Below are 25,951 nucleotides of genomic sequence, written 5' to 3'. Positions count from 1 at the left end.
GGTGGGCACCCCCCTCGTGCTCGCGCCGATGGCGGGGGTGACCAACGCACCCTTCCGCACCCTGTGCCGAGATGCGGCGTCAGCGGGGCTCAGGCTCGACGGCGTCCCGCCCGGCAGGGAGGCCGACCTCGCGTCCTCGCCCGCGCCGGTCGGACTGTACGTCGCGGAGATGGTCACCTCGCGTGCGCTGGTGGAGCGCACGCCGGAGTCGATGCGGATCATCAGCCACGACGCGAGCGAGAAGGTCCGTTCGGTGCAGCTCTACGGCGTCGACCCCGCCACGGTGCGGGCCGCCGTGCGGATGCTGGTGACCGAGGACCGCGCCGACCACATCGACCTCAACTTCGGCTGCCCGGTACCGAAGGTGACGCGCAAGGGCGGGGGAGCGGTGCTGCCCTGGAAGCACGAGCTCTTCGGCGCGATCGTGACAGGCGCGGTCGAGGAGGCGGCGCCAGGAGGCGTGCCGGTGACGATCAAGATGCGGATGGGTGTGGACGCCGATCACCTCACCTATCGCGATGCCGGGCTGCGGGCGCAGGATGCGGGCGTCGCCGCCGTGGCGCTCCACGCGCGCACCGCGGCTGACTACTACTCCGGCACGGCGCACTGGGAGGCGATCGCCGCGTTGAAGGACGCCGTGACCGATGTCCCCGTGCTGGGCAACGGCGACATCTGGTCGGCCGAGGACGCGCTGGCCATGGTCGCCCAGACCGGGTGCGACGGCGTGGTGGTGGGTCGTGGCTGCCAGGGTCGGCCGTGGTTGTTCACCGACCTCGTGGCGGGGTTCGCCGGCTCGCCGCTGCGGGTCCGGCCGGGCCTGCGGGCCGTGGCGGAGGCGATCCGCCGGCACGCCGAGCTGATGGTGGAGCACTTCGAGGACGAGGGCCGCGCGCTGCGCGAGCTCCGCAAGCACATGGCCTGGTACCTCAAGGGCTACGTGGTGGGCGGTGAGGCTCGCGCCCAGCTCGGCCTGGTCAGCAGCCTCGCCGAGCTCGACGAGCGTCTCGGCGTGCTCGACCTCGAGCAGCCCTATCCGGGCGAGGGTGCCGAGGGTCCGCGCGGCCGGGCCGGCAGCCCCAAGACGCCTGCGGTGCCTGACGGCTGGTTGGCCAGCCGCGAGATCGACGACCGCCTCAGCGAGATGCTCGCCGGGGCCGAGCTGAGCGTCTCCGGGGGCTGACCGGCACTATCGGCGGTCCTCCGGCGGCGTCCCGAACGGAGGGATCGCGTCCTCGGTCGGGCCAGCGCGCGGCCCCGGGTCGTCCTTGCCGAACACCCCGACGGCGATCCAGGTGATCGCGACCAGCGCACCGCCGACCGCGGCGTACCCGTTCGGCGTCGGGTCCAGGGCGGCGAAACCCGCGCCGTACAGGATCGAGAGGGCCAGCGCGATGAACGAGAGGTACGTGCGGGGCATGGGAAGACCGTGTCACACCGCGTGGGCGGGCCGGGATGACGCCTGTCACGGATTGGACCACCAGTCTCCGACGAGCTCGACGGCGGCGCTCGCGACCGCGTCGTGCCAGACCGGGTCCCGCAGCAGCCGTGCCTCCCACGCGCGGACCTGCCCGACCGGTCCGGGCAGCCCGTCGGCGGGGTGCAGGAACAGCTCGCTGGTCCCGGCGGGCAGCGAGTCCAGAGCGACCACCAGCTGCTGCCGCAACGTCTCGTAGCGGCCGAGGGCGGCGGCGCTGCTCCGGTTGGTGATCATCGCGGCGGGCAGCGCCACGCCGAGGTCATCGGCCAGCGCCACCGCTCGCGCGTGCAGCGCCGCCACCTCGGGCTCCGGTCGGCCGAGGTAGGGCCGCAGGTCCCGCGGGAGCCGGAACGCCAGCCCTTCCGAGGCGCACCAGCGCAGCACCGGATGGAGCCACGGGCCGCCGTCGAGCCCGTAGAGCGTGCCGGCGTGGGAGTCGAGACCCGCGGGTGCCATGCCCTGGGCGCGCATCCAGGCCAGCTGGGCAGCCACCTCGGCGACGACGTCGTCGACGCTCGCCCTGGCCAGGGCGAGCCCGGTGTCCAGGGGGAGAGCGCCGCCGTCGGCCATCACGGCGGATCCGGGCGATCGTGGCGGCCAGGGCGCGAGCCCGCGCTCGCTCGTGATCGTGGCATGCAGGCGCGGGGTGCTGCCCAGCGCGACCGCGCCGGCGGCGGCGTCGGCGGCGCCGGGCGCGACCGCGAGCAGCGTGGTGGCCGTGACGTGGCCCTCCCGGAGCAGGTCCAGCACGGTCGCGTCGGTGCGGGGGTCGCGGCCGAGGTCGTCGGCGGTGACGACGAGGCGCCGCTCGGTCACGCGGTGCGCTCGGCGACGTGCTCCGGCGGCTCGGGTGCGACGGCCTCGGCCGGCAGCTGGGCGGGGACGTGCAGGAAGCGTGCCGCGACGGAGCCGATGAGGGCGAGCACGAACGGGTAGACGCACATGTAGAACCGGAACGCGGTGCCGGGGTCCGCACCGGGATCGTCGCCCGAGGTGTACCCGAAGAACACGGTGAGGGAGGCGAGCGCCAGCCCGCTGATGATCCCGTTGAGCCGGCCCAGGGTGCCGAACGCCGACAGGAACAAGCCCTCGCGGTGGGTGCCGTGCCGCACGGCGTCGCCGTCCAGGACGCGGGCGACGATGAGGTCGTTGGTCGCCAGCATCCCCGACCAGCCGATCCCGACCAGCACCCCGGCGGCGATCCCGGTGATCAGGTCGCGGGCGAAGAACAGCCCCACGAAGCTGACCGCCAGCAGCGGGAAGGCCAGCCGCCAGGTCCAGAGCGCGCCCTTGCGCGCCACCACCCGTGTCCACACGACGAGGCCGCCGCCGGCGACCAGGATCACGACGCCCTGCAGGTACAGCGTCTGCGCGACCGGCAGCCCGAGCGAGTAGCGGACGTACAGCTGCACGCCGGAGAGCACCAGCGCCATCGGGATCGCGTAGCAGGCCCCGATCAGCCCGACCTTCCAGAACAGCGGGTTCTTGAGGATCGCGGCGACGCTCGGCAGGAACCGGGTCCGCTCCCGCGTGGCGTAGCGCGGGTTCTCGTGCGCACCGATCGCCATGAAGCAGATCGCGACGACGGCGACCACGCCGTAGATGATCGCCGTGGTGCGGAAGCCCACCGTGGTGTCCTCGGTCCCGAACACGCGCGTGGTCAGCAGCGGCGTGACGGCGAGCGAGATCACCAGCGCGACCAGCTGGAACCCCTGCCGCAACCCGTTGGCGCTGGCGCGCGCCCGCTCGGCCGGGAACAGCTCGGGCAGCAGCGCCCCGTAGTTGGCGTTGAGCATCGAGTCGAACGCCTCGCACAGGATCGCGAAGGTGGCGAACCAGATCACCAGAGCCACGCCGTCGAGCGAGGTGGGCGCCGAGAAGAAGGCGATCATCGACGCCGCGAGCAGCGGCGCGCCGATCAGCAGCCACGGGCGGCGGCGGCCGAACCGGGTCCGGGTGCGGTCCGAGAGGTGACCCAGCAGCGGGTTGTCGATCGCGTCGATGATCGCGTACACGACCATGACGCCGGCGTACACGCGGGCGTCCATGCCCAGCATGTCGACGTAGAACAGGATCATCGATCCCTTGATCATGTTGATCGGGATCGACGTGCCGAACATGCCGATCGCGTACCGCCACGGCGGCGTGCGGGCTTCAGGGACGACTGCCTCGCTGGTCACCGGGCACCTCCGATCGGGATCGCCCGCGATCTTTGCACGGTTGCTCCGGTCGTGTCTCGTGCGGCGCCTTGCCGTGCGCGCGGCGATCACGCAGGCTGGTGCCGTGCGCAGGGTTCCGGTCCGGTCGGGTGCGGTGTCCGCCGTCGGGTACGACCCGACCACCAACGAGCTCGACATCGAGTACACGGGCGGCGACGTGTACCGCTACTCGATGGTGCCGCCCTCGGTGCACCGCGAGCTGCTGGCGGCCGACTCGATCGGCTCCTTCGTCAACCGCGAGGTGAAGCCCCACTATCCCGGTCGGGAGATCTTCGACCTAGGGTGAGCAGGCGTTCCGAGCGAGGGAGACGAGCGTGGGCTCACAAGCACGTGCCGCGGTCGCACTGGTGCTCGCCGCAGGGCTGACGGCGGCGTGCACCGCCGACCCCGGTCCGGGCCCCGCGCCCGAACAGGTCGAGCGCCACGTGGGGGTGCAGCTGTTCCAGTGGACCTGGGACGCGATCGCGGACGAGTGCGAGCGCGTGCTCGGCCCGGCCGGGTTCGGCTGGGTGATGACGTCGCCGCCGCAGGAGCACATCCTGGGCGAGGCGTGGTGGACGGCGTACCAGCCGGTCTCCTACCAGCTGGAGTCTCGGCTGGGCACCCGCGAGGAGCTCGCCGACATGGTGCGCCGCTGCGACGCGGTGGGGGTGGAGGTGTACACGGACGCCGTCGTCAACCACATGACGGGCGCACCCGACGACGCACCGATCGCGACCGGCTGGGCCGGTTCTAGTTACTCGCACTACGAGTACCCGGGGATCTGGACCGAGAGCGACTTCCACCACTGCGGGCGGACGGCGGACGACGACATCGTCGACTACCGCGACAGCTTCCAGGTGCGCGACTGCGAGCTGGTCAACCTGGCCGACCTGGCCACCGAGGACGACCACGTCCGCGAGCAGCTCGCCGCCTACCTCGCCGACCTGGTCTCGCTCGGCGTGACCGGTCTCCGGATCGACGCCGCCAAGCACATGCCGCCGGAGGACATCGCCGCGATCACCGCTGAGCTCCCGGAGGAGGTGGTGATCCTGCAGGAGGTGATCCGCGCCGCGGGGGAGCCGGTGACGCCCGAGCAGTACGTCGACGCCGGGCTCGTCTACGAGTTCGCGTGGGGCGAGAACATCGTCGGGATGCTCGAGGGCGGCTCGATCCGCGGGTTCCAGGAGCTCGGGAGCGTCGGGATGCTGGAGGGTGGGCAGGCGGTGACGTTCGTCGACAACCACGACACCGAGCGCAACGGCCGCACTCTCGACGCGACCGAGGGGGCGACCTACCTACTCGCCAACGTGCTGCTGCTGGCGGGCGACTACGGCACGCCGGTCGTGTACTCGGGCTACGCCTTCTCTGACCGCGATGCGGGTCCGGCGCTGGACGACGCCGGCGCCGTCCTCGACGCGACGTGCCCGGCCGAGCCGGACGTCGACGTCGAGCGCGCGGACGGCGACTGGGTGTGCACGCACGCCTGGCCGGCCGTGACCGGCATGGTGGGCTTCCACAACGCCACCGCGGGCCAGCCGATGACCAGCTGGTGGCAGGACGTGCGTGCGATCGCGTTCGGCCGAGGCGACGCCGGGTTCGTCGTCGTCAACAAGGCGGACGAGCCGCTCAGCGCGACCTGGACCACCACGCTTCCGGCGGGCAGCTACTGCGACGTGATCACCGGACCGATGGTCGACGGCGAGTGCTCGGGCCCTGTGGTCGAGGTCGCCGACGACGGCACGTTCAGCGCCGAGGTGCCCCCGGTCTCCGCCCTGGCGCTGCACGTGCTCGCCCGCCCCTGACCGCTTTCAACGCACTTTCGACCACGGCGCGGTTTCACCGCCCTTTCGACCACGGCACGATTTCACCGCACTTCCAGCTCCGAGTTGCCGTCCCAGCCCTGCCTCGGGAGGACGCCGGTTGGCGCTGTCGCGCGCAAGGTCGTCGACGCACCGTCACGCGGCGCGGGCGGCGAGGGCGACGCGAATCTCGTTCACGAGATCGCGCGGCTCATGGATCAGCCGCTCCCAGCGCACGCGGATCACGTGATAGCCAAGATCGTCCAATCGCTTGTCGCGCGCCTGATCGGTTGCGGAAGCCGACTCAGGGTGAGCAAGCTCGCCGTCGAACTCGATGATCACCCGCTCAGCGACGAAGAGGATGTCGGCCCTGGCGATGATCCTGCCCCGGACGATGATCTTCTGGTCGCCGATCCAGCCCTCGAAGCCTCGGTTGGTGAGGAAGTCCTGGAGCTCGATCTCGGCCGGGCTGACGGCGCCGCGTCGGACCGCCGCGAGCATCCGTCGGAGCCGCACGATTCCGTAGAGATGCTTCCGGTCGGCGATCTGCGCCTCGAGATCGTCGACGGTGATGAGGTCGCGCGTCCATAGCCACGCAAGGAGTCCCCACGCCTCGCTCGCGGGAAGTCGGCCGAGACAGTCGGCCAGCGTGGTCCTCCGGTCAGTGACGCGCCAGAGCCCGGCGTCGACCACTTCGAGAGGTCTGACACTCCAGTGATGCGTTGCCAGACCTCCGAAAGGCTTGCGGCCGTTCGGGAGAAGAACGTGCGTGGCGCCGTCGTCATCCACAGGCCATCCGTGGATCAGGGCCGCGGTACGAAAACAGACGATCGAGTCTGGCCACGTCAGGTGGGCGGCGATGACGCGCTGCTGCAACGTCGGCGGGTCGTTGCCGATCGCCAGGCCTCGACCGCAGACGTGCCTGACCTGGCCCGTCCTGCGGAGGCGGAGGAGATCACGGCGCACGACCCCGTTCTCCTCAGCGATCGCGGGGGTGAACACCCCGAGGGTGCGTTCGGTGACCGCTCTCAGCCGACCCATGTCCATCGTGCGATCTCAGCCCCGTCGGACAGCCGGTCACAACACCCGTCATGGGGTGCTGTGGACAGAGGTGCATCGGCGACCGTCTGTGGAAACCGGCGTCGAAAGTGCGTTGAAATCGGGAACGGGTCGGAAGTGCGTTGAAATCGGGAGGGGGGTCAGCTCGGGCGGGGCGGGGCGGGAGCTGTGGAGCCGCGGACGATCAGCTCGGGGGAGTAGACGAGCTCGGTGCGGGGGGCGCCGCCGCCCCCGATCTCGCTGAGCAGGGCGTTGACGGCCGCGGCAGACATCTCCTCGACGCGCTGCCGGATCGTGGTGAGCGGCGGGTCGGTGAAGGCGATCAGCGGGGAGTCGTCGTAGCCGATCACCGAGACGTCCTCGGGAACGCGCAGACCCAGGGCACGCGCCGCCTTGACGGCCCCGAGCGCCATCACGTCGGAGGCGCACACGATGCCCGTGCACCCCTTCTCGATCAGCTCCTTGGCGGCGGCCTGGCCGCCCTCGAGGGTGAACAGCGAGGACGAGACCCACGGCGCGGTGTCGATGACGCCGAGGTTCTGCTTCATCGCCGCGGCGAACCCCTCGATCTTCCTGACGACCGGTGTGAACCGGTCCGGTCCCACTGCCAGGCCGATCTGCTGGTGACCGAGCGAGGAGAGGTGGCGCACGGCGAGCTCCATGGCCTCCACGTCGTCGGCCGAGATGAAGGAGGCATCGAGCCCGTCGATGTACCCGTTGACCAGCACCATCGGCACGCCGTCGCTGCGCAGCCGGTGGTAGCGCTCGGTGGAGGCCTTGCGGTCGGCGTGCAGCCCGGAGACGAACACGATGCCGTCGACGCCGTGGTCGCGCAGCATCTCGGTGAACTCGTCCTCGGTGGTGCCGCCGGCGACCTGGGTGCACAGCAGCGGCGTGAACCCGGAGCTGGCCAACGAGGCGGAGATGCGCTGCGCGAACAGCGGGAACACGGGGTTGGTCAGCTCGGGGACCACGAGCCCGATCAGCCCGACCGAGCGACCTCGCAGCCGCTCGGGCCGCTCGTAGCCGAGCAGGTCGAGGGCCTGCAGCACCGACTGCCGGGTCTCGCCGGCCACACCCGGTTTGCCGTTGAGCACGCGCGAGACGGTCGCCGTGCTGACCCCCGCCATGTCGGCGAGATCGGTCAGCCGAGTGCGGCTGGTGCTGGTCGAGCTCACGAGACCTCCATGTCTGACGTGCACGTCTGCAACGTGACCTGAAAGTTACAGCAAACTCTTGCAAGGCGGAAGGATCGCGGTTACCTTTCTCGGAACAGGGCCCCGTTCGCTACGTCGCGACGCAGGCCGAGTCACGACACACACAGGAGTGGACAGATGCGTCGAAGCATCATGATCGCTGCGGCAGCAGGCCTGACCCTGGCCTTGGCCGCATGCCAGAGCGGCGGTGGCACCGACACGGAGACCACCACCGACGGCGAGAGCACCGGCGAGGAGACCAGCGAGCCCGCAGCCAGCGGCACGCTCACGATCTGGGCGGACGAGCTCCGTGCCGAGCCGCTGACCGAGGTCGCCGCACAGTTCGAGTCCGAGACCGGCGTCACCGTCGAGATCGTGCAGAAGAACTTCGACGACATCCGCCCCGAGTTCCTCGCGCAGGCACCGACCGGTGAGGGCCCCGACGTGATCGTCGGCGCGCACGACTGGACCGGCGAGCTCGTGACCGCCGGCGTCGTCGCTCCGGTCGACCTCGGTGTCAGGTCCGAGGAGTTCGTCGACGTGGCGGTCAACGCCTTCAACTACGAGGGCTCCAACTACGGCGTGCCCTACGGCATCGAGAATATCGCGCTCGTCCGCAACGACGGCCTGACCGACGTCGCGCCCGCCACCTGGGACGAGATGATCGCCGCCGGTGAGGCCGCAGGCGTTCAGTACCCGGTGCTGCTGCAGCAGGGCGACGGCGGTGACGCGTACCACATGTACCCGTTCCAGACCTCGTTCGGTGCACCGGTGTTCGCGACCGACGAGAGCGGCGCCTACGTCCCTGAGCTCGCGCTCGGTGGCGAGGCCGGCACCGCGTTCGCTGAGTGGCTCGCCGCCAACGGCGCCGCCGGTACCGGTGCGCTCCAGACCGCTGTCACCGCCGACATCGCCAAGGAGGCGTTCGCCAACGGCGAGTCGGCCTTCATCGTGACCGGCCCCTGGAACATCTCGGCCTTCACCGACGCCGGGCTCGAGGTCTCGGTGCTGCCGATCCCCGCGGCGGGTAGCGAGACCGCGACCCCGTTCGTGGGCGTGCAGGGCTTCTTCGTCAACGCCACGTCCGAGAACCAGCTGCTGGCGAACTCGTTCCTCCTCGACTACGTCGCGACGGACGAGGTGCAGACCGCTCTGTACACCTCCGGCGGCCGCATCCCCGCACTGACCAGTGCGTCCGACGCCGTGTCGGCCGACGACCCGATCGTCGCGGGCTTCGCGGCGGCCGGTGAGGTCGGTGTCCCGATGCCGACGCTGCCGCAGATGGGCGCGGTCTGGGAGTTCTGGGGCACCACGCAGGCCGACATCATCGCCGGTGACGCAAGCGACCCCGCTGCCGCCTGGCAGACGATGGTCGAGAACATCCAGGGCGCGATCGGCTGATCCGCCCGCCGCGCGAGAGCGCGCGGCGGCAGGTCCTCGGGGGCGTCGTGAACACGGCGCCTCCGAGGCCGCATCCCCGTACCTTCGCGTTCGGAGCGATACCCAACAGCGCGACGCGCGCCACCCTCGGAGTGTTGATGAGCACGGTTGCCACCAAGGACGAGACCCCGGCCCGGGGGAGCACCTCGCACGCCCGCGAGCTCAACGGCTGGTGGTTCGCCAAGCTCGCCGTGATGGCGGTGATCAACGCCGGGCTGCTGTACGCCGTCTACTCCTCGTTCATGGTGGAGGAGTGGTGGATCCTCGCCGTCACCGTCGTGCTCCTGGTGGTCGTCAACTGGGTGTACTTCAGCAAGCGCATGGTGCCGGCGAAGTATCTGCTGCCGGGCGTGATCTTCCTGCTCGTGTACCAGGTCTTCACGATGGGCTACACGGCCTACATCGCGTTCACCAACTACGGCTCCGAGAACACGATCTCGCGCGACCAGGCGATCGAGCAGATCCTGCGCACCGGTGACGTCCGGGTCGAGGGCGCGGTCGACCTACCGCTCAAGGTCGTCCGGAACGAGGCAGGAGAGCTCGGCTTCGCGGTCGTGGTCGACGACACCGTCGAGGCGGGCACCGCGGACGAGCCGCTCGACACGGTCGACGGCGCGACGATCGACGATCGCGGCGCACCCCAGGAGGTGCCCGGCTGGCAGATCCTCAGCCTCGCTGAGGTGCTCGAGGTGCAGGGCGAGGTGACGGCGCTGCGGGTGCCGTTCTCCGACGACCCCGAGGACGGCTGGGTGCGCACCCAGACCGGCGCGGTCGGCTTCCAGTCCTCGCCCCGGTTCTCCTACGACGAGGCCGCCGACACCTTCACCGATGTCACGACCGACGCCGTCTACACCCCGAACGACCGCGGCTTCTTCGAGTCCCAGGACGGCACCAGGCTGACCCCCGGCTGGCCGGTGACCATCGGGTTCGAGAACTTCCAGCGGATGCTGACCGACTCCCGGATCAGCAGCGCGCTCCTGCAGGCAGGTGCCTGGACGTTCGCGTTCGCGTTCCTGTCGGTCGCGACGACGTTCTTCCTCGGCCTGTTCCTCGCCATGACGTTTAACCACCCCGCCGTGCGGGGTCGCAAGCTGATCCGGTCGCTGCTGATCCTGCCCTACGCGTTCCCCGGCTTCCTCGCCGCGCTGGTCTGGAAGGGCATGCTCAACAACCCCTACGGCTTCATCAACTCGACGATCCTCGGCGGCGCGGACATCCCGTGGCTGACCGAGGAGTGGCTCGCGCGGTTCTCGATCATCGCGGTGAACCTGTGGCTCGGCTTCCCGTACATGTTCCTCATCGCCACCGGCGCGCTGCAGGCGATCCCTGGCGATGTGTACGAGGCCGCGAAGATCGACGGCGCGAAACCGTTCCGGGTGTTCCGCTCGATCACGCTGCCCCTGCTGATGATCTCGGTGGCACCGCTGCTGATCGCCTCGTTCTCCTTCAACTTCAACAACTTCAACCTCATCTACTTCGTGACCGAGGGCGGTCCCAACATCCCGGGCCACCCGCTGGCGCTGGGGGAGACCGACATCCTGATCTCGGTCGTCTACAAGGTGGCTGTCGTCGCGGGCACCAAGCAGTACGGGCTGGCGGCTGCGATGTCGATCCTCATCTTCGTCATCGTCGGCCTGGTCTCGTGGTTGGGCTTCAGACAGACACGCAAGCTCGAGGAGGTGCTCTGAGATGGCTGCTGTGACCGATGCGACCGGGCTGCGCAAGGCGGCACGGCGCAACCGGTGGTGGCGCGACCTGTCCTGGCGCTACCTCGTGGCGGTGGTGGCGATCGCGTACGCCGCCTTCCCGATCGTGTTCGTGATCTCGGCCTCGCTCTCGCGGCGCGGCACGCTGAGCGGCACCACGGGCTTGTTCACCTCGGTGACCACCACGCAGTACGAGGCGCTCTTCGAGACCCTGTTCTGGCAGTGGATGCTCAACTCGCTGATCATCGGCGGCGTCTCGGCGATCGGGACCGTGCTGATGGCCGCCGCGGCCGCGTACGCCTTCTCCCGCTTCCGGTTCAAGGGCCGCCGCAACGCGCTGACGTTGCTGCTGCTGCTGCAGATGTTCCCCCAGCTGCTGGCGTTCGTGGCGATCCTGCTGCTGCTGCTCGCGCTCGGCAACGCGATCCCGATCCTCGGTCTCAACAGCCGGATGGGGCTGATCGCTGTCTATCTCGGCGGCGCGCTGGGAGCCAACACGTTCCTCATGTACGGCTTCTTCAACTCGGTGCCACGTGAGCTGGACGAGGCGGCCCGCATCGACGGCGCCTCGCACAGCCGGATCTTCTTCACGATCATCCTGCGCCTGGTCGCCCCGGTGCTGGCGGTCGTGGCGCTGCTCAGCTTCGTCGGCTCGTTCAGCGACTTCATCATCGCGCGCGTGGTGCTGACGCAGCAGGACCAGCTGACGGTCGCCGTGGGGCTGTACCAGTTCGTCTCGGGACAGTTCGACGCCCGCTGGGGCATCTTCGCCGCCGGCGCGGTGCTGGCCTCGATCCCGATCGTGCTGCTGTTCCAGTTCCTGCAGCGCTACATCGTGGGCGGGCTGACGGCGGGCGCCGTCAAGGGCTGAGCCAGCCCGCCTCGCTCAGCGGGCCGGCTCGGACCGCTCGGGCTGGACCGGGCGCACCCACACGGTGGTGTCGGTCGGCACCAGCAGGCCACCGGTCGTCCCCTGACCCAGGGGACCGCTGGCGTGCACGAGCTCGACGCCGAGGCTCAGCTCGACCGGGGTGGCGCCGAGGTTGGCGACCACGAGGACCTCACGGTTGGTGAAGGCGAGCACCGACTCCTGGGCGCAGTCGTCGAGACCGTCGACCCAGGCGAGCGAGCCGGTGCCGAGGCGGTAGTCCCGTCGCAGCCGCAGCGCGGCGCGGTAGGTCTCGAGCGTCGAACCGGGCACCCCCTTCTGGGTGTCGACGGCGTAGCTCGCCCAGTCGGCCGGCTGCGGGAGCCAGGTCGCGCCGTTGGGCGAGAACCCGAAACCGGGCGCGTCCGCCTCCCAGGGAAGCGGCACGCGGCAGCCGTCGCGGCCCTTCTCGGCGCGTCCGGTGCGGACGTAGGCCGGGTCCTCGCGGAGCTCGTCGGGCAGCGTGGTGTGCTCGGGCAGCCCGAGCTCCTCGCCCTGGTACAGGTAGGCGCTGCCGGGCAGCGCGAGCATGAGGAGCGCCGCAGCACGCGCCCGTCGAAGCCCTTGCTCGGCGTCGGGCTGCGGGTCGTCCGCGCCGATGCCGTTCGGGCCCTTGCCGGTCTTGGCCAGGCCCAGGCGGGACGCGGCCCGCACCACGTCGTGGTTGGAGAGCACCCAGGTGCAGGGTGCGCCGACCGCGTCGGCGGCACCGAGGCCGCCGGTGATCGACTCGCGCAGCAGCTCCGCATCCCACGGCGTCGACAGGAAGTCGAAGTTGAAGGCCTGGTGCATCTCGTCCGGGCGCGTGTACGCCGCGATCTTCTCCGGACCGTCGGCCCACGCCTCGGCCACCAGGCACCGATCGCCGTCGTAGGACTCCAGCACGCGGCGCCAGCGGCGGTAGATCTCGTGGACCCCGGGCTGGTCCCAGTAGGGCGAAGGACCAGGATCGGCATGGCCGCCGGTGCGGACGTCGCCCAGCTCGTCCTCGCCGCCCTCGTCGTCGTGCCCGCTCACCATGTCGGTGCGGTGCCCCCAGTCGGGGAAGGACTGGTCCTTGACGAGCCCGTGCGCGACGTCGACGCGGAACCCGTCGACGCCTCGGTCCAGCCAGAACCGCAGGATCGACTCCAGCTCCAGCCGGACCTCCTCGTTCTCCCAGTTGAGGTCGGGCTGGGTGACGTCGAAGAGGTGGAGGTACCACTGACCGGGGGAGCCGTCGGCCTCGGTCACCCGGCTCCACGCGGGTCCGCCGAACACGCTGATCCAGTTCGTGGGCGCGAGCTCACCGTGCTCGCCGCGGCCCTCACGGAAGACGTACCGCTCTCGTTCGGGCGACCCCGGCGCTGCGGCAAGAGCGGCCTGGAACCACGCGTGCTCGTTGCTCGTGTGGTTGGGCACGAGGTCGACGATGACCTTGAGCCCGAGCCGGTGAGCCTTCTCGAGCAGCGCGTCGGCGTCCGTCAGCGTGCCGAACCGCGGGTCCACCTGGCGGTAGTCGGCCACGTCGTAGCCGGCGTCGTGCTGCGGCGAGGTGTAGAACGGCGAGAGCCACACGGCGTCGACACCTAGCCGGGTGAGGTGACCCAACCGCGAGGTGACGCCGGCGAGGTCGCCGAGACCGTCGCCGTCGGCGTCCGCGAAGCTGCGCGGGTAGACCTGGTAGATCACGGCGCTGCGCCACCACTCGCGGCCGGCGGTCGCCGGGTGCACGAGCGTGGTCGTGGTCACTGCGGCGCCGGCGTCGAGGGTGTGGGTCGTCGTCACCGGGTCATTGTTCACACCTGGTGGAGGGGAAGCAAAGCGAGGGCCGTTTCGCGGATGGCCTAGGCTCGCGAGCGTGTCAGCCAGCCACGAGCGGAGCGTCGAGATGCCGGATCCCGGCTACAACGACGCCGACGCGGAACGCTGGTTCCAGGAGCCTCCCAAGCGCGCGGGACGCACGCCGTTCGAGCGTGACCGGGCCCGGGTGGTGCACTCCTCGGCGCTGCGGAAGCTGGGGGCGAAGACCCAGGTGCTCGGTCCGGGCAGCGACGACTTCGTGCGCACCCGGCTGACGCACTCGCTCGAGGTCGCCCAGGTGGGGCGCGAGCTCGGCAAGTCGCTGGGGTGCGACCCCGACGTCGTCGACACCGCGTGCCTGGCCCACGACCTCGGGCACCCGCCGTTCGGGCACAACGGGGAGAACGCGCTCGACCTGGCGGCGATGAGCATCGGGGGCTTCGAGGGGAACGCCCAGACGCTGCGGATCCTCACCAGGCTGGAGCCGAAGACGTTCACGCCCGACGGCGTGCCATGTGGTCTCAACCTGACCCGCGCCTCGCTCGACGCGACGACCAAGTACCCGTGGTTCAGCGGCGACGGCCCGGTCGGCTCCCACGGGATCGTCACCGCGAAGTTCGGCGTGTACCGCGAGGACGTCGCGGCGTTCCGGTGGCTGCGTGACGGCGCTCCGGCGGGTGTGCGGTGCTTGGAGGCCCAGGTCATGGACCTGGCCGACGACGTCTCGTACTCGGTGCACGACGTCGAGGACGCGATCGTGCTCGGCAAGGTCGACCCTGTCATGCTCGGCAGCGACGCCGCGCACGAGAAGGTGATCGCGCAGGTGCGCGACTGGTACGACCCCGACGTCAGCGACGACATGCTCGGCGACGCGCTCGACCAGCTGCTCGTGCTGCCGTACTGGGTCGACTCCTACGACGGCAGCCGTGCCTCTCTCGCGCGGCTCAAGGACATGACGAGCCAGCTGATCGGCCGGTTCTGCGACGCGGCCGGCGACGCCACCCGCGCCCGGTACGGGCAGGGACGGCTGGTGCGCTTCGACGCGTCCGTCGTGGTGCCGGATCGGATCCTCGCCGAGATCGCGGTGCTCAAGGGCATCGCGGCGGCCTACGTGATGGCGCCGCGCGAGGACGAGCCGGTCTACCTGCGGCAACGGGTGGTGCTCGCCGAGCTCGTGGAGGCGATCGGGGAGCGCGCGGAGCTGGCCCTCGAGCCACCCTTCCTCGCGGACTGGCGCGAGGCGGCCGACGACGCCGCTCGCCAACGGGTGGTCATCGACCAGGTCGCCTCGCTCACCGACCTGTCGGCCTACGCCTGGCACGCCCGGCTCTGCAGCTCTTGACACAATGGTCGGGATTAGCCGACCATACGGGAATGGCAGACCATGACGACCAGGGCGGCGGTGCGCCGTCGGGCCCCGACTACGAGCTCGACGAGACCCTGGACCTCGCCGACCCCGCGCAGTACCGGGCACTGTTCGAGGAGACCAGGAGCCTGATCGTGTCGCTGCTGCTGGAGCGGGCGGCGACGACGTCCGAGCTCGCCGCCGCGCTCGGCAAGCCGAAGGGCACGGTGGGCCACCACCTCAAGGTGCTCGAGGAGGCCGGTCTGGTCCGCGTGGTGCGGACGAAGAAGGTGCGCGCCCTGGAGGCGAAGTACTACGGGCGCACGGCGCGGGTGTTCCTGTACCAGCGCGAGCACGAGGCGGTCGGGTACGAGGCGCGTGTGATGGCGCAGGCGGCCGCCGAGATCGCGCAGAGCCCGAGCGAGGGCGCTCACCTGAACGCCAACATCCGCTACGTCCGGATCCCGGACGAGCGGGCGCTGGAGTGGAAGCACCGCCTGGACGACCTGCTGATGGAGTTCGCCGACGAGCCGCGCGGTGGCGAGACGACCTACGGGCTCGTCTTCGGCCTCTACGCCACCACCCGTGCGCCGCTGCCCGAGGACCGGCCATGACCGCCGCCGTCGAACGGCGCCCGCTCGGCGCGAACTACCGCAAGCTGTTCGGCTCCGCGGTCTCGGCCAACCTCGGTGACGGCCTGATGGCGGTGGCGCTGGTGTGGCTGGCCTCCGCGGTGACGCGCGATCCCGTCGCGATCGCGGTGGTGGGGGTGGCGAGCAAGATCCCGTGGCTGGTGTTCAGCCTGCCGGCCGGGGTCATCAGCGACCGGTTCGACCGCCGCCGGCTGGTGGCGTGGATGGACGTGTGCCGGGTGGTGGTGATTGCCGGGCTGGGGTTGCTGGTGCTGCGATACCAGTCGGGTCTGCCCACGCCGCAGGAGCTGGCGGCGGGCGCTCCGGAACCGGCGAGCGCGCCGGTGCTGGTGACCGCGCTGGTGGTGGCGTCCCTGCTGCTCGGCTGCGCCGAGGTGCTCCGGGACAACACCGCGCAGACCCTGATGCCCGCGGTGGTGCGCAAGGACCAGCTCGAGAAGGCGAACGGTCGGATGTGGGCGGCCGAGACCACGATGAACAACTTCGTGGGGCCGCCGCTGGGCGGGGTGCTGATCGCGGTGGCGCTCGCCGTGCCGTTCCTGATCAACGCCGGCCTGCTGGCGGTCAGCGCGGCGCTGGTGTTCGCGCTGGCCGGGTCGTTCGCGCCGGGTGGGGCCGCTGCGGCGGTGCGCGGCAAGATCGACTGGAAGGGGGAGATCAAGGAGGGCTTCACCTGGTTGTGGAGCCACCGCCTCATCCGGAGCCTCGCGATCCTGCTCGGGCTGCTCAACCTGCTGAGCAACGTCGCGTTCATCACGAGCGTGCTGTATGTGCAGGACGTGCTCGGGCTCTACGAGGGCTGGCAGTTCGGCCTGGTGACCACCGGCTTCGCCGCCGGGGCGGTGATCGGCTCGCTCACCGCTGAGCGTGTCACCGCGAGGCTCTCGCCCGGGACGGCGCTGCTCGTCTCGATCCTGGGGATGGGGACCGCGACGCTCCTGATGGGTCTGCTGCCGTGGGCGATCGCGTTCTGGGCGTGCGGGGTCGCGGCCGGGGTGTTCGTGGTGGTGTGGAACGTGATCACGGTGTCGCTGCGGCAGCGGCTGATCCCGGACCGGCTGCTCGGGCGCGTGAACTCGGTGTACCGGTTCTTCGGCTGGGGGACGATCTCGCTCGGGGCGTTGCTCGGCGGCGCGCTCGTGGCGTGGGGGCAGGAGCTGCTCTCGCGCGAGTGGGCGCTGCGCTCGGTGTACCTGATCTCCGGGGTGCTGACGCTGGCGCTGCTCGGCTACGCAGCCAGGCGCGTCAACACCGCGCAGATCCGGGCGGCCGAGGCCGCCGCGGAGGCCGAGGCGGCGCGGGACGAGGCCGGGCCGACCACGGGAGAGGCGAGCCCTGTGGAGGAGACGAGCTCCGCCGTCGGCGACGCATAGACTCCGAGCATGCCAGGCCGGATTCGCAGCGAGGACATCGCTGCGGTTCGGGAGCGGGCGCGGATCGAGGAGATTGTCGGCGCGCACGTCACGCTGAAGCAGGCGGGCGTGGGGTCGATGAAGGGGCTGTGCCCGTTCCACGACGAGCGCACGCCCAGCTTCCACGTGCGGCCGCAGCTGGGACTGTGGCACTGCTTCGGTTGCGGCGAGGGCGGCGACGTCATCTCGTTCGTGCAGAAGATCGACAGCCTCTCCTTCACCGAGGCGGTCGAGCACCTGGCGGGCCGTGCGGGTGTGCAGCTCCGGTACGAGGAGGGCGGAGGCGCCCGCCCCGGTATGGAGCCCGGGCGGCGGCAGCGGCTGCTCGAGGCGCACCGGGTGGCGGCGGAGTTCTACACCGAGCAGCTCGAGTCGCCGGAGGCGGCCACGGCGCGCGCGTTCCTGTCCGAGAGGGGCTTCGACCGGGCGGCGAGCGCGCAGTTCGGGGTGGGATACGCGCCCAAGGGCTGGGAGTCGCTCAGCCATCACCTGCGCGGACGCGGCTTCACGGAGGCTGAGCTGACGACGTCGGGCCTCGCCTCGCAGGGCAACCGGGGCGTCTACGACCGGTTTCGGGGCCGGCTGGTCTGGCCGATCCGCGACACCACGGGCGATGTCGTGGGTTTCGGCGCGCGGCGGCTGTACGAGGAGGACCAGGGGCCGAAGTACCTCAACACCCCCGAGACCCCGCTCTACAAGAAGGCGCAGGTCCTCTACGGGATCGACCTGGCGAAGCGTGAGATCGCCAAGCGCAAGCAGGTGGTCGTCGTCGAGGGGTACACCGACGTGATGGCGATGCACCTGGCGGGCGTGCCGACCGCGATCGCGACGTGCGGCACCGCGTTCGGGTCCGAGCACGTGCGGGTGGTGCGGCGGCTGCTGGGGGATGGCGTCGGCGGCGGGGCGGGCGTGATGCTGTCCTCGGGGGCGGCCATGGGCAGCGAGGTGGTGTTCACCTTCGACGGCGACGAGGCCGGGCAGAAGGCAGCGCTGCGGGCGTTCGGCGAGGACCAGCGGTTCGCGTCGCAGACGTTCGTGGCGGTGGAGCCCCACGGCCTGGACCCGTGCGACCTGCGGCAGCAGAAGGGTGATGCCGCGGTGCGGGAGCTGGTCAGCACGCGCGAGCCGTTGTTCGAGTTCGCGATCCGCTCGGTGCTCCGGCAGGTCGACCTCGCGACGGCGGAGGGCCGGGTGAGCGGGTTGCGTGCGGCCGCGCCCGTGGTGGCGCGGATCCGTGACCACGCCTTGCGGAGCGAGTACGCGCGGGAGCTGGCGGGGTGGCTCGGCATGGACGAGGTGCCGGTGCGGCAGGCGGTGCAGCGGGCGGGCCGCAGCGATGGCGGCGGCGAGCAGCGCGGGTCGGAGCGGCGCGGTGGCCCCGACGAGGGGCGCGGGCAGCCTGCGCCGGTGCGGCGGCCGCCCTCGGACGATCCGGTGGTGCGGCTGGAGCGCGAGGTGCTGGTGGCGGTGCTGCAGCTGCCGCAGCACGCGCTGACCGCAGGTTTCGACGAGCTGGGCGCGGACACGTTCGCGGTGCCCGCGCACCGCGCCGTGCACGACGCGATCCGTGCCGCCGGGGGAGTGGGCGCCTACGGGACGCTGGTCGAGGAGATGACCGCCCGCGGAGCGGGTGCTGGTGCCGCGTCCCAGGCGGCGGCGCTGTGGGCGGAGTCGGTGCGCGAGTCCGCGGGGCCGGTCGAGGCGATGGTGACCGAGCTGGCGGTGGCGCCGTTGCCCGAGGACCGCCCGGAGGCGGTGGGTCCCTGGGCGCGCGGGGTTCTGGTGGCCTTGATCCGGCTCGGGCTGAACCGTCAGATCGGCGAGGTCAAGGCGAGGTTGCAGCGCACCGAGCCCGAGGACCCGGTCTACCAGGCGACCTTCACCGAGCTGATCGAGCTCGAGCAGCGGCGGCGGGCGTTGCAGGGGGAGTAGGTCGGGCGGGCGGGGTGGGCTTGTGCCTGCACGCTTCGGGCTAGCCGCTCCAGCCCCGGACGCGTTGGAGGGTCGCGGTCTTGGGATAGGTGCCCGAGGCCGGCCCGATCTCGAAGAGGTCGATCATGAGGAACAGCGGGTAGGTCGGTGCCTGGGGCACGCGCCGCACCACGAGACCTTCGCAGCCGATGACGGTCTCGCCGTCGTCCCAGATCGCGGTCCAGGTGCTGGCCCGGCCGGCGTCGAACGGGACGGTGACCTCGGCCATGTCGGTGGTCATGCGGGGATCGTGATGGGCCTTGATCCCGCTGCGGACCGTGGTGGTCGCACCGATCGACGCTGCGTCGATCTCGAAGACGCAGATCTCTCCGGAGTCGTCCGGCGACAGATGCTCGGTGCCGACGAGCCAGGCGGCGAGCATGCACCCCTCGTCCCGGCTCGCGGTGACGGTCAGATCCACGCGCCCGCGGCGGGGTGCGAAGAGGAGTTGCTCGGGTACCTCGGTGCGCACGACGAGCCCGTCGTCGCGATGGCGGTGAGTGCCTCGTTGAGACCCCATCGCGCCCGAGTACCCGCCGGTCTGCAGGTTGGAGACGCGCAGCGGTGCGTCCTCGGGACGCCAGTCGAGCTGGTCCGCCTCGATCAGCAGCTCGAGCCCCGCGGGGACGAGGCGATATCGGGCCTTCGACCGGTCCGGCGTCGTCCAGTGCGGCAGGTAGTGCGGGATCCATCGGTCGCAGGACAGTCCGCCGGCGAAGTCCTCGTCCAGGTCCGGCGCCCTGTCCGGCGGTGGGGGCAGCTGGTCGGGATGTGCGGCCATGCGGGAGATGTTCTCACCGGGACCACGAGTCCGTCGCGGGTCGAGGCCGACCCGCCGGCGGTGTTGTCCTCCCGCAGGAAGCGACCAGTCGCGAGCGCGACGGTGCGTTGTCAGACCTTCGCTCTAGCGTGAGGTCATGGCTCATCCACGTAGAGGGACGGCTCCGCAGACCTCGATCCGGTCAGGGCTTGACAAGTACTACACGGCTAGTTAGAATCGAACATGCGTACTAATGGAGGTGGCGATATGACAACACAGAGAAGTGTCGAGGTCGCGCCTTCCCCGAGCCCCATCGCAGGGTTGCTGAAGGCGGTTCGGACTCACGCTCGCGACCTGGGGGCCGCTGCCTTGGATCCGGCGGCGATGGCCGGCCTGGTCGCTGACGACTCGGCGGACACCGACAGCGAGCTGGTCGATCTCATCTCCGGTCTGGAGGACCTTGTTGCTGCGGCGGCCGCGCTGCAGGCCAGGGCCGCCGTCGAGCTCGACCGCGAGCGCCGGGCGCAGGAGGCCGAGCGTGGCGTGCCCGCTGCTCGCCGCGGCCGTGGGGTGGCGGCCGAGATCGGTCTGGCCGCCCGGACATCCCTCTCGCGCGGTTCCAGGCTGCTGGGATTCGGCAAGGCCTTGTGCCTGGAGATGCCCCACACGATGGCGGCGCTCGCGAACGGCAGGTTGTCGCCCTGGCGAGCGACGCTGCTCGTCAAGGAGTCCGCGTGCCTGCCCCGGGAGGACCGCGAGCGGTTCGACGAGGAGCTCTGCGCTGATCCGCACGTGCTCGCTGGGCTGGGCGACCGCCAGATCGGTGACGTCGCCCGGGCGTGGTGCGCCCGGGAGAACGCCGAGGCGGTGGTCGCGCGCAACGCCAGGGCCGAGGCCGAGCGCCGGGTCAGCCTGCGACCGGCCCCGGAGACGATGACGTACCTGACCGCGCTGCTCCCTGTCGCCCAGGGTGTGGCCGCCTACGCCGCGCTGGTCCAGCGTGCCGACGCCGCACGGACCCGCGAGCAGGAGGGTGACGCGGAGGACACGCGCACCCGCGGGCAGGTGATGGCCGACGCGCTGGTCGCGGCCGTGACCGGGCAGCCCGAGGGTCAGCACCCGCCGGTGCTGGTGAACCTGGTGATGACCGACACCGCGTTGTTCACCAGCGCCGACACGGAAGCCGCCATGCTCCCGGGCTTTGGGCCGGTCCCCGCGGCAACAGCGCGAAACATGGTCGAGAAGGCTGCGGGCGCCGGCGCCTGGGTGCGGCGCCTGTACATGGCACCGCGAACAGGGGCGCTGGTTGCCATGGACTCGCGCCGTCGCAGGGTTCCCCAGGGTCTCGGCGACCTGGTGCGGATCCGGGACGGCGGGCGCTGCCGCGTCCCGTGGTGCGACGCACCGGTGCGCCATGTCGACCACGTGGTTCCGGTCGCCGAGGGCGGAGCCACGGAGGCGAACAACCTGCAGTCGTACTGCGAGGCCCACAACTACGCCAAGCAAGCGCTGGGATGGCGCGCCGAGCCGCAACGGCACAGCGTGGAGACCCGAACGCCGAGCGGCCACCGCTACGTCGATCGTGCTCCGCCCCTGCCCGGCTCGCCACCCGGACATCTGGAGCTCCTCGAGCAGGAGCGTGTGCCCGTGGACTACTCACCCGGGGAGCGGATCGTCGACGAGCTGCTCCGATACGCCGCTTGACAGTCGCTCGGCCTGCTGACGACGAGCGCCTTCATGGCACCGGCTTGAGACTGGCGCCGCAATGGCGTCCGAGACTGCGCGCGGCGACCACGAGTCCCGACTACGGCTATGACAGCGCGAGTGTCCTGCCTCATGTGGGTTGCTCGAACACCGGTCCCGGAGCCGGAACTCGGACTAGCGTCGACATCGGCTGATCATCCTGGCATCGACTCGGAGAAGAAGGAGCGCACCGATGACTCACATCACGTCCATGATCGAGACCCATCCCCACGACACCGCGGGCCTGGATGTGCAGACGCTCGCCGACTGCATCGCTGCGTGTCTCGAATGTGCCCAGACCTGCACCGCCTGTGCCGACGCCTGCCTGGCTGAAGACATGGTCGCGGACCTCCGCAGCTGCATCCGTCTCAACCTCGACTGCGCTGACCTCTGTGCCACCACGGGCAAGCTGCTCAGTCGCCGCACAGGACAGAACCTCGCCACCGTCAAGGCTGCACTCGAGGCCTGCATCATCGCCTGCCAGGCGTGCGGAGACGAGTGCGAGCAGCACGCCGGCATGCACGAGCACTGCCGCATCTGCGCCGAGGCTTGCCGCGCGTGCGAAGCGGCATGCCGCCAGCTGCTCACCGCTTTCACCTGACACCCGCGCGACGGTCGCACGGCTCCAGCTCTCCACGACGCCGTCGGCCGGCGGTCCCCAAGACCACGACAAGCGCCCGGAGACGACGAACGGCCCCGCCGATGACGGGGCCGTGGTGTCCGAGCTCCCCCGGTTGGACTCGAACCAACAACCTGCCGATTAACAGTCGGCTGCTCTGCCAATTGAGCTACAGGGGAATGCGGCCTGACGATCATACCGGCCCGGCGAGGGTGCTCCCGCACCTGGATGTGCGGCCCTCGTCACACCCGTGGATCAGAGCCCGACGGCGTCGCGCACCTTGGCCTCGAGGGCGTCGATCTGTGCATCGAGAGCCGGGCCGGGCTGAACCCGCCCGACCGCAAGCACCTGGGTGAGCAGCTCGCCCTCGGGAGTCCGGCGCACCACCGCACGCAGTCGACCGCCTCCGACCGCGCGCTCGGACTCGCTGTGCACCACGCTCGCCTCCACCCGCTCACGGAAGGTCAGCGGGAGGTCGCGCGGTCGTTCCTCGACCGTCACCAGCACGTCGGGCTCAGGGACGCCCACCCAGTGCACCGTGAGCGCGTGACGCTCGCCGTCCCACTCGCCACGCTCGACCTCGTGCCACGGCCGCCGCCACGTGAGCGCCTCCCCGGTGAGCAGAGCGAGCTCGGACCGAGCGAGCACGAGCCACCGGTCGCCGTCGAGCGCCGCCCAGGCGAGCGGCCGCTCCGCGACCGCGGCCCTCACGAACGCGGGTGGTCGCTGCGCGCGCTTGAACATGTGCTCAGTCCATCACAGCGGGATGCCCGGCTCGAACGTCTGCCGCGCCTGTTCCACCAGCGCGTGCATCGCCGGGTTCCTGCTCTCCTTGGCCCACATCAGGTGCAGCTCCACCGGCTCCTGCGGCACCCCGGCGAGCTCGCGGTAGGCGACGCCCTCCAGCCGCATCCGCCTCGAGGACTCCGGCACCAGCGCCACGCCCCGCCCAGCCGCCACCAGGGAGAGCATGGTGAGTACCTGCGTCACCATGTGCACCACCCGCGGGCCGGGAGCAGGCATCAGTCGCACCAGCAGGTCGTGGAAATAGCGGGCCTCGGCGGGGGAGTACATGATCAGCGGCTCACCCACGGCCTCGGTCAGCGCGATCGGCCCCTCCCCGCGGGCCCACCGATGCACCGCCGGCACCGCGAGCAGCAGGCGCTCGCGTTGGACCAGCACCGACCCGAGCAGCTCGGCCGGGAACGGCGGGCGGGCCAGCCCGACGTCGATGCTCCCCTCTGCCACGTGCCTCACCTGGTCGATGCTGACCATCTCGACCAGCTCGAGATGCACGTCCGGCAGCGATCTGGTCGCCACGTCGAGGATGGTGGGCAGCACGCCGAGTGCAGAGCCCGCGGTGAAGGCCAGCCGCACGGTCCCGGTGGCGCCCGCCTCCACCCGGCGGGCGCGGGCCAACGCCGCGTCGGCTGTGGCGAGCATCCTCCGGGCGTCCTCCAGGAACGCCTGGCCCGCCGCCGTCAGCGACACCGAACGCTGGTCGCGGTCCAGCAGCCGCGCCCCGACCGCGCGCTCCAGCTTCTGGATCTGACGGCTCAACGGCGGCTGCGTCATCAGCAACCGCTGCGCCGCCCGCCCGAAGTGCAGCTCCTCCGCCACCGCGACGAACCCACGCAGCTGATCGAGGGTGAACATGATGCTCGCAGGGTATCAATCCATCGCCGTTCGGTCTTGGACGCGAATCAGGCCCTCCGCCTAGGCTCTCGAACGCCGCCGTCGCCCGAAGGGACCGATCAGATGTCCAGCTCGCCCGAGGAGGTCGCCACCCGGCTCGGGGCCGGCCTGCTCTCGTTCCCCGTCACGCACTTCGACCCCGAGGGGGAGCTGGCCGAGCCGGCCTACCGCGAGCACGTCGCCTGGCTCGCCTCGGCGGGCGCCACCGGGCTCTTCGCCGCAGGCGGCACCGGTGAGTTCTTCTCGCTGCGGCTGGAAGAGGTGGAGCGCGTCGTCGCCGCCGCCCGAGAGGCCACGCCGCCCGAGCTGCCGGTGATCGCGCCCTCCGGGTACGGCACGGCGATCGCCGTCGAGCTCGCTCAGGCCGCCGGGCGCGCAGGTGCCGACGGCATCCTGCTCCTCCCGCCCTATCTCACCGAGGCCGGCCAGCAGGGGCTGGAGGCCCACGCACGGGCGGTCTGTCACGCCACCGACCTCGCCGTGATCCTCTACAACCGCGCCAACGCCCGCTACCACGCCGACACCGTCGAGCGCCTCGCGGCCGACTGCCCCAACCTCGTCGGCTTCAAGGACGGCGTGGGCGACATCGACCAGATGACGCGGATCCACGCGCGCCTGGGCGACCGGCTGCTGTACGTCGGGGGACTGCCGACGGCGGAGATGTACGCCCTCCCGTATCTCTCCTTGGGACTGACGACGTACTCCTCGGCCCTGTACAACGTGCTCCCGGACTGGGCCATCGACTTCTACCGCGCGGTCCGCGGCGGCGACACCACGCACGTCCTGACCCAGCTGAACGACTTCGTGATCCCGTACTGCGACCTCCGCAACCGGGGAGCCGGCTACGCCGTCAGCATCATCAAGGCCGGCATGCGCGTGGTCGGGCGCGATCCCGGTCCGGTCCGTCCCCCGCTCACCGAGCTCACCGACACCGAGATCGACGAGCTCACCATCCTGCTGGAGAAGGTTCGATGACCGACAGCCGCGCTCACCTGGCAGCCCAGCCCGGCGCCGCCACCCTCGACCGCATCGCCCACGTGCAGCTGCGCTCGATCACGCTGCCGCTGGCCACCGCGATCAGCGACGCCAAGGTCCTGACCGGGCGCCAGCGCCCCATGACCGAGGTCGCGCTGCTGTTCGCCGAGGTCACCACCGACGGCGGTCACAGCGGTCTGGGGTTCACCTACTCCAAGCGCGCCGGCGGTCCGGGTCAGTTCGCGCACGCCCGGGAGGTCGCCGACGTGCTGCTCGGCGAGGACCCGAGCGACATCGGCAAGCTCTGGACCAAGCTCTGCTGGGCGGGGGCGTCCGTGGGCCGCAGCGGTCTGGCCACCCAGGCGATCGCGGCCTTCGACATCGCGCTCTGGGACCTCAAGGCCAAGCGCGCGAGCCTCCCGCTGGCCAAGCTGCTCGGCAGCCACCGCGACTCCGTCCGGACCTACAACACCTCGGGTGGCTTCCTCCACACGCCGATCGGTGAGGTCAAGGACAACGCGGCGGCCGCGCTCGAACGGGGTATCGGAGGCATCAAGCTGAAGGTCGGCCAGCCGGACTGGCGCGCCGACGTCGCCCGCGTCAGCGCCGTCCGCGAGCACCTCGACCCCGACGTGCCGCTCATGATCGACGCCAACCAGCAGTGGGACCGCTCGACCGCGATCCGGATGGGTCGCATCTTCGAGGAGCTCGGTCTGGTCTGGATCGAGGAACCGCTCGACGCCTACGACGCCGAGGGTCACGCCGCGCTCGCCCGCGCGCTCGACACCCCGATCGCCACCGGCGAGATGCTCTCCAGCGTGGCCGAGCACGTCCGCATGATCGACGCCGGCGCCGTCGACATCGTGCAGCCCGACGCCCCGCGCGTCGGAGGCATCACTCAGTTCCTCAAGCTCGCCGCCTACGCCGAGACCAGGCACCTCGATCTCGCTCCGCACTTCGCGATGGAGATCCACTGCCACCTCGCCGCGGCCTACCCGCTGGAGCCGTGGGTCGAGCACTTCGACTGGCTCGACCCGCTGTTCCAGGAACATCTCGAGATCCGTGGTGGCCGGATGTGGATCTCCGACCGCCCCGGCCTGGGCATCACGCTGAGCGAGCAGGCGCACGCCTGGACGGTCGCCACCGCGGAGGTCGGGACGCGCCCCTGACGGCGGAAGGACGGCGCCACA

General features: G+C 70.9%; 23 protein-coding genes and 1 tRNA gene. 14 read left to right on the top strand and 10 right to left on the bottom strand.

Features of this window, described 5'->3' with window-relative positions; genetic code table 11:
* Positions 1 to 28: 28 nt before the first annotated feature.
* The gene (gene dusB, locus GPA04_RS04310) at positions 29 to 1,180 is read left to right on the top strand and encodes a tRNA dihydrouridine synthase DusB (protein ID WP_156223089.1); all 1,152 of its coding nucleotides are present in this window, start codon (positions 29 to 31) and stop codon (positions 1,178 to 1,180) included.
* 6 nt (positions 1,181 to 1,186) lie between these two features.
* On the opposite strand, the gene GPA04_RS04305 is transcribed toward dusB, so the two are convergent.
* From GPA04_RS04305 to GPA04_RS04295, 3 genes are read right to left on the bottom strand one after another with little or no spacing between them, the layout of a single operon-like run.
* Positions 1,187 to 1,417: a hypothetical protein gene (locus GPA04_RS04305; protein WP_156222734.1), complete on the bottom strand. Its 231-nt coding sequence runs from the start codon at positions 1,415 to 1,417 to the stop codon at positions 1,187 to 1,189.
* Positions 1,418 to 1,462: 45 nt separating this feature from the next.
* Entirely contained in the window at positions 1,463 to 2,293 is an 831-nt protein-coding gene (locus tag GPA04_RS04300) for a ChbG/HpnK family deacetylase (protein WP_156222732.1), read from the bottom strand.
* Complete coding sequence (locus tag GPA04_RS04295) at positions 2,290 to 3,657, bottom strand: MFS transporter (RefSeq protein ID WP_241680598.1); 1,368 nt, start codon at positions 3,655 to 3,657, stop codon at positions 2,290 to 2,292. Before GPA04_RS04295 ends, GPA04_RS04300 begins: the two co-directional genes overlap by 4 nt.
* Positions 3,658 to 3,760: 103 nt before the next feature.
* On the opposite strand from GPA04_RS04295, the gene GPA04_RS04290 reads away from it, so the two are divergent.
* Together GPA04_RS04290 and GPA04_RS04285 are read left to right on the top strand one after the other, a co-directional pair.
* Positions 3,761 to 3,982: a KTSC domain-containing protein gene (locus tag GPA04_RS04290; protein ID WP_156222730.1), complete on the top strand. Its 222-nt coding sequence runs from the start codon at positions 3,761 to 3,763 to the stop codon at positions 3,980 to 3,982.
* Between the two features lie 28 nt (positions 3,983 to 4,010).
* On the top strand, positions 4,011 to 5,480 hold the full coding sequence (locus GPA04_RS04285) for an alpha-amylase (protein ID WP_156222729.1): 1,470 nt from the start codon (positions 4,011 to 4,013) through the stop codon (positions 5,478 to 5,480).
* A gap of 153 nt (positions 5,481 to 5,633) precedes the next feature.
* Here the strand turns inward: GPA04_RS04285 and GPA04_RS04280 are convergent, their stop codons facing one another.
* On the bottom strand, positions 5,634 to 6,524 hold the full coding sequence (locus GPA04_RS04280) for a DUF559 domain-containing protein (RefSeq protein WP_156222727.1): 891 nt from the start codon (positions 6,522 to 6,524) through the stop codon (positions 5,634 to 5,636).
* Between the two features lie 152 nt (positions 6,525 to 6,676).
* Entirely contained in the window at positions 6,677 to 7,714 is a 1,038-nt protein-coding gene (locus tag GPA04_RS04275) for a LacI family DNA-binding transcriptional regulator (protein WP_194238928.1), read from the bottom strand.
* A gap of 156 nt (positions 7,715 to 7,870) precedes the next feature.
* On the opposite strand from GPA04_RS04275, the gene GPA04_RS04270 reads away from it, so the two are divergent.
* From GPA04_RS04270 to GPA04_RS04260, 3 genes are all read left to right on the top strand, one after another.
* Positions 7,871 to 9,133, top strand: coding sequence for a sugar ABC transporter substrate-binding protein (locus tag GPA04_RS04270; RefSeq protein WP_156222725.1), 1,263 nt, complete (start codon positions 7,871 to 7,873; stop codon positions 9,131 to 9,133).
* A 137-nt stretch (positions 9,134 to 9,270) separates the two neighbouring features.
* Positions 9,271 to 10,860 carry an ABC transporter permease subunit gene (locus GPA04_RS04265; RefSeq protein ID WP_156222723.1) on the top strand — a complete coding sequence of 530 codons (1,590 nt, stop codon included), beginning with the start codon at positions 9,271 to 9,273 and terminating at the stop codon, positions 10,858 to 10,860.
* 1 nt (position 10,861) lies between these two features.
* Positions 10,862 to 11,749: a sugar ABC transporter permease gene (locus GPA04_RS04260; protein ID WP_156222722.1), complete on the top strand. Its 888-nt coding sequence runs from the start codon at positions 10,862 to 10,864 to the stop codon at positions 11,747 to 11,749.
* Between the two features lie 15 nt (positions 11,750 to 11,764).
* On the opposite strand, the gene GPA04_RS04255 is transcribed toward GPA04_RS04260, so the two are convergent.
* On the bottom strand, positions 11,765 to 13,573 hold the full coding sequence (locus GPA04_RS04255) for a glycoside hydrolase family 13 protein (protein ID WP_156222719.1): 1,809 nt from the start codon (positions 13,571 to 13,573) through the stop codon (positions 11,765 to 11,767).
* A 103-nt stretch (positions 13,574 to 13,676) separates the two neighbouring features.
* Here GPA04_RS04255 and GPA04_RS04250 point away from each other — a divergent pair, with 103 nt between their 5' ends.
* Genes GPA04_RS04250 through dnaG form a run of 4 tightly spaced genes read left to right on the top strand, consistent with a single transcriptional unit; the run spans position 13,677 to position 18,930 of the window.
* Positions 13,677 to 14,930: a deoxyguanosinetriphosphate triphosphohydrolase gene (locus GPA04_RS04250; RefSeq protein WP_156223086.1), complete on the top strand. Its 1,254-nt coding sequence runs from the start codon at positions 13,677 to 13,679 to the stop codon at positions 14,928 to 14,930.
* Between the two features lie 32 nt (positions 14,931 to 14,962).
* The gene (locus tag GPA04_RS04245; protein ID WP_156222717.1) at positions 14,963 to 15,547 is read left to right on the top strand and encodes a winged helix-turn-helix domain-containing protein; all 585 of its coding nucleotides are present in this window, start codon (positions 14,963 to 14,965) and stop codon (positions 15,545 to 15,547) included.
* A complete protein-coding gene (locus tag GPA04_RS04240) occupies positions 15,544 to 16,959 on the top strand; it encodes an MFS transporter (protein WP_156222715.1) in 1,416 nt (471 codons plus the stop codon). Before GPA04_RS04245 ends, GPA04_RS04240 begins: the two co-directional genes overlap by 4 nt.
* A gap of 9 nt (positions 16,960 to 16,968) precedes the next feature.
* Entirely contained in the window at positions 16,969 to 18,930 is a 1,962-nt protein-coding gene (gene dnaG / locus GPA04_RS04235; RefSeq protein WP_156222713.1) for a DNA primase, read from the top strand.
* Positions 18,931 to 18,970: 40 nt separating this feature from the next.
* On the opposite strand, the gene GPA04_RS04230 is transcribed toward dnaG, so the two are convergent.
* Positions 18,971 to 19,750 (bottom strand): hypothetical protein, encoded by a 780-nt coding sequence (locus GPA04_RS04230; protein WP_156222711.1) that lies wholly within the window; start codon positions 19,748 to 19,750, stop codon positions 18,971 to 18,973.
* Between the two features lie 363 nt (positions 19,751 to 20,113).
* Between GPA04_RS04230 and GPA04_RS04225 the strand changes: the two genes are divergently transcribed.
* Together GPA04_RS04225 and GPA04_RS04220 are read left to right on the top strand one after the other, a co-directional pair.
* Entirely contained in the window at positions 20,114 to 21,433 is a 1,320-nt protein-coding gene (locus tag GPA04_RS04225; protein WP_156222709.1) for an HNH endonuclease, read from the top strand.
* A 232-nt stretch (positions 21,434 to 21,665) separates the two neighbouring features.
* Entirely contained in the window at positions 21,666 to 22,073 is a 408-nt protein-coding gene (locus GPA04_RS04220; RefSeq protein ID WP_156222707.1) for a four-helix bundle copper-binding protein, read from the top strand.
* A 124-nt stretch (positions 22,074 to 22,197) separates the two neighbouring features.
* Here GPA04_RS04220 and GPA04_RS04215 read toward each other — a convergent pair.
* The 3 genes from GPA04_RS04215 to GPA04_RS04205 form a co-directional block, all read right to left on the bottom strand.
* Positions 22,198 to 22,270 (bottom strand) — tRNA-Asn (locus GPA04_RS04215).
* Positions 22,271 to 22,346: 76 nt separating this feature from the next.
* Entirely contained in the window at positions 22,347 to 22,835 is a 489-nt protein-coding gene (locus GPA04_RS04210) for a hypothetical protein (protein ID WP_156222705.1), read from the bottom strand.
* A gap of 12 nt (positions 22,836 to 22,847) precedes the next feature.
* Positions 22,848 to 23,747: a LysR substrate-binding domain-containing protein gene (locus GPA04_RS04205; protein ID WP_156222703.1), complete on the bottom strand. Its 900-nt coding sequence runs from the start codon at positions 23,745 to 23,747 to the stop codon at positions 22,848 to 22,850.
* A gap of 102 nt (positions 23,748 to 23,849) precedes the next feature.
* Here GPA04_RS04205 and kdgD point away from each other — a divergent pair, with 102 nt between their 5' ends.
* Together kdgD and GPA04_RS04195 are read left to right on the top strand one after the other, a co-directional pair.
* Positions 23,850 to 24,761 (top strand): 5-dehydro-4-deoxyglucarate dehydratase, encoded by a 912-nt coding sequence (kdgD, locus tag GPA04_RS04200; RefSeq protein ID WP_156222701.1) that lies wholly within the window; start codon positions 23,850 to 23,852, stop codon positions 24,759 to 24,761.
* Positions 24,758 to 25,930: an L-talarate/galactarate dehydratase gene (locus tag GPA04_RS04195; RefSeq protein WP_156222699.1), complete on the top strand. Its 1,173-nt coding sequence runs from the start codon at positions 24,758 to 24,760 to the stop codon at positions 25,928 to 25,930. The genes kdgD and GPA04_RS04195 overlap by 4 nt, the downstream gene beginning before the upstream one ends.
* Positions 25,931 to 25,951: the final 21 nt, after the last annotated feature.

This window comes from Pseudactinotalea suaedae, from assembly GCF_009733815.1.
GTDB lineage: Bacteria > Actinomycetota > Actinomycetes > Actinomycetales > Beutenbergiaceae > Pseudactinotalea > Pseudactinotalea suaedae.
The sequence above is the reverse complement of the archived record's forward strand: the minus strand, read 5'-3'. Positions and strand labels throughout refer to the sequence as shown.

Coding starts and splice junctions, on each gene's coding strand:
- dusB (WP_156223089.1), top strand. CDS start 29: ATGGCGGGGGTGACCAACGCACCCTTCCGCACCCTGTGCCGAGATGCG.
- GPA04_RS04305 (WP_156222734.1), bottom strand. CDS start 1,417: ATGCCCCGCACGTACCTCTCGTTCATCGCGCTGGCCCTCTCGATCCTG.
- GPA04_RS04280 (WP_156222727.1), bottom strand. CDS start 6,524: ATGGACATGGGTCGGCTGAGAGCGGTCACCGAACGCACCCTCGGGGTG.
- GPA04_RS04270 (WP_156222725.1), top strand. CDS start 7,871: ATGCGTCGAAGCATCATGATCGCTGCGGCAGCAGGCCTGACCCTGGCC.
- GPA04_RS04265 (WP_156222723.1), top strand. CDS start 9,271: ATGAGCACGGTTGCCACCAAGGACGAGACCCCGGCCCGGGGGAGCACC.
- GPA04_RS04260 (WP_156222722.1), top strand. CDS start 10,862: ATGGCTGCTGTGACCGATGCGACCGGGCTGCGCAAGGCGGCACGGCGC.
- GPA04_RS04250 (WP_156223086.1), top strand. CDS start 13,677: ATGCCGGATCCCGGCTACAACGACGCCGACGCGGAACGCTGGTTCCAG.
- GPA04_RS04245 (WP_156222717.1), top strand. CDS start 14,963: ATGGCAGACCATGACGACCAGGGCGGCGGTGCGCCGTCGGGCCCCGAC.
- GPA04_RS04240 (WP_156222715.1), top strand. CDS start 15,544: ATGACCGCCGCCGTCGAACGGCGCCCGCTCGGCGCGAACTACCGCAAG.
- dnaG (WP_156222713.1), top strand. CDS start 16,969: ATGCCAGGCCGGATTCGCAGCGAGGACATCGCTGCGGTTCGGGAGCGG.
- GPA04_RS04230 (WP_156222711.1), bottom strand. CDS start 19,750: ATGGCCGCACATCCCGACCAGCTGCCCCCACCGCCGGACAGGGCGCCG.
- GPA04_RS04225 (WP_156222709.1), top strand. CDS start 20,114: ATGGCCGGCCTGGTCGCTGACGACTCGGCGGACACCGACAGCGAGCTG.
- GPA04_RS04220 (WP_156222707.1), top strand. CDS start 21,666: ATGACTCACATCACGTCCATGATCGAGACCCATCCCCACGACACCGCG.
- GPA04_RS04210 (WP_156222705.1), bottom strand. CDS start 22,835: ATGTTCAAGCGCGCGCAGCGACCACCCGCGTTCGTGAGGGCCGCGGTC.
- GPA04_RS04205 (WP_156222703.1), bottom strand. CDS start 23,747: ATGTTCACCCTCGATCAGCTGCGTGGGTTCGTCGCGGTGGCGGAGGAG.
- kdgD (WP_156222701.1), top strand. CDS start 23,850: ATGTCCAGCTCGCCCGAGGAGGTCGCCACCCGGCTCGGGGCCGGCCTG.
- GPA04_RS04195 (WP_156222699.1), top strand. CDS start 24,758: ATGACCGACAGCCGCGCTCACCTGGCAGCCCAGCCCGGCGCCGCCACC.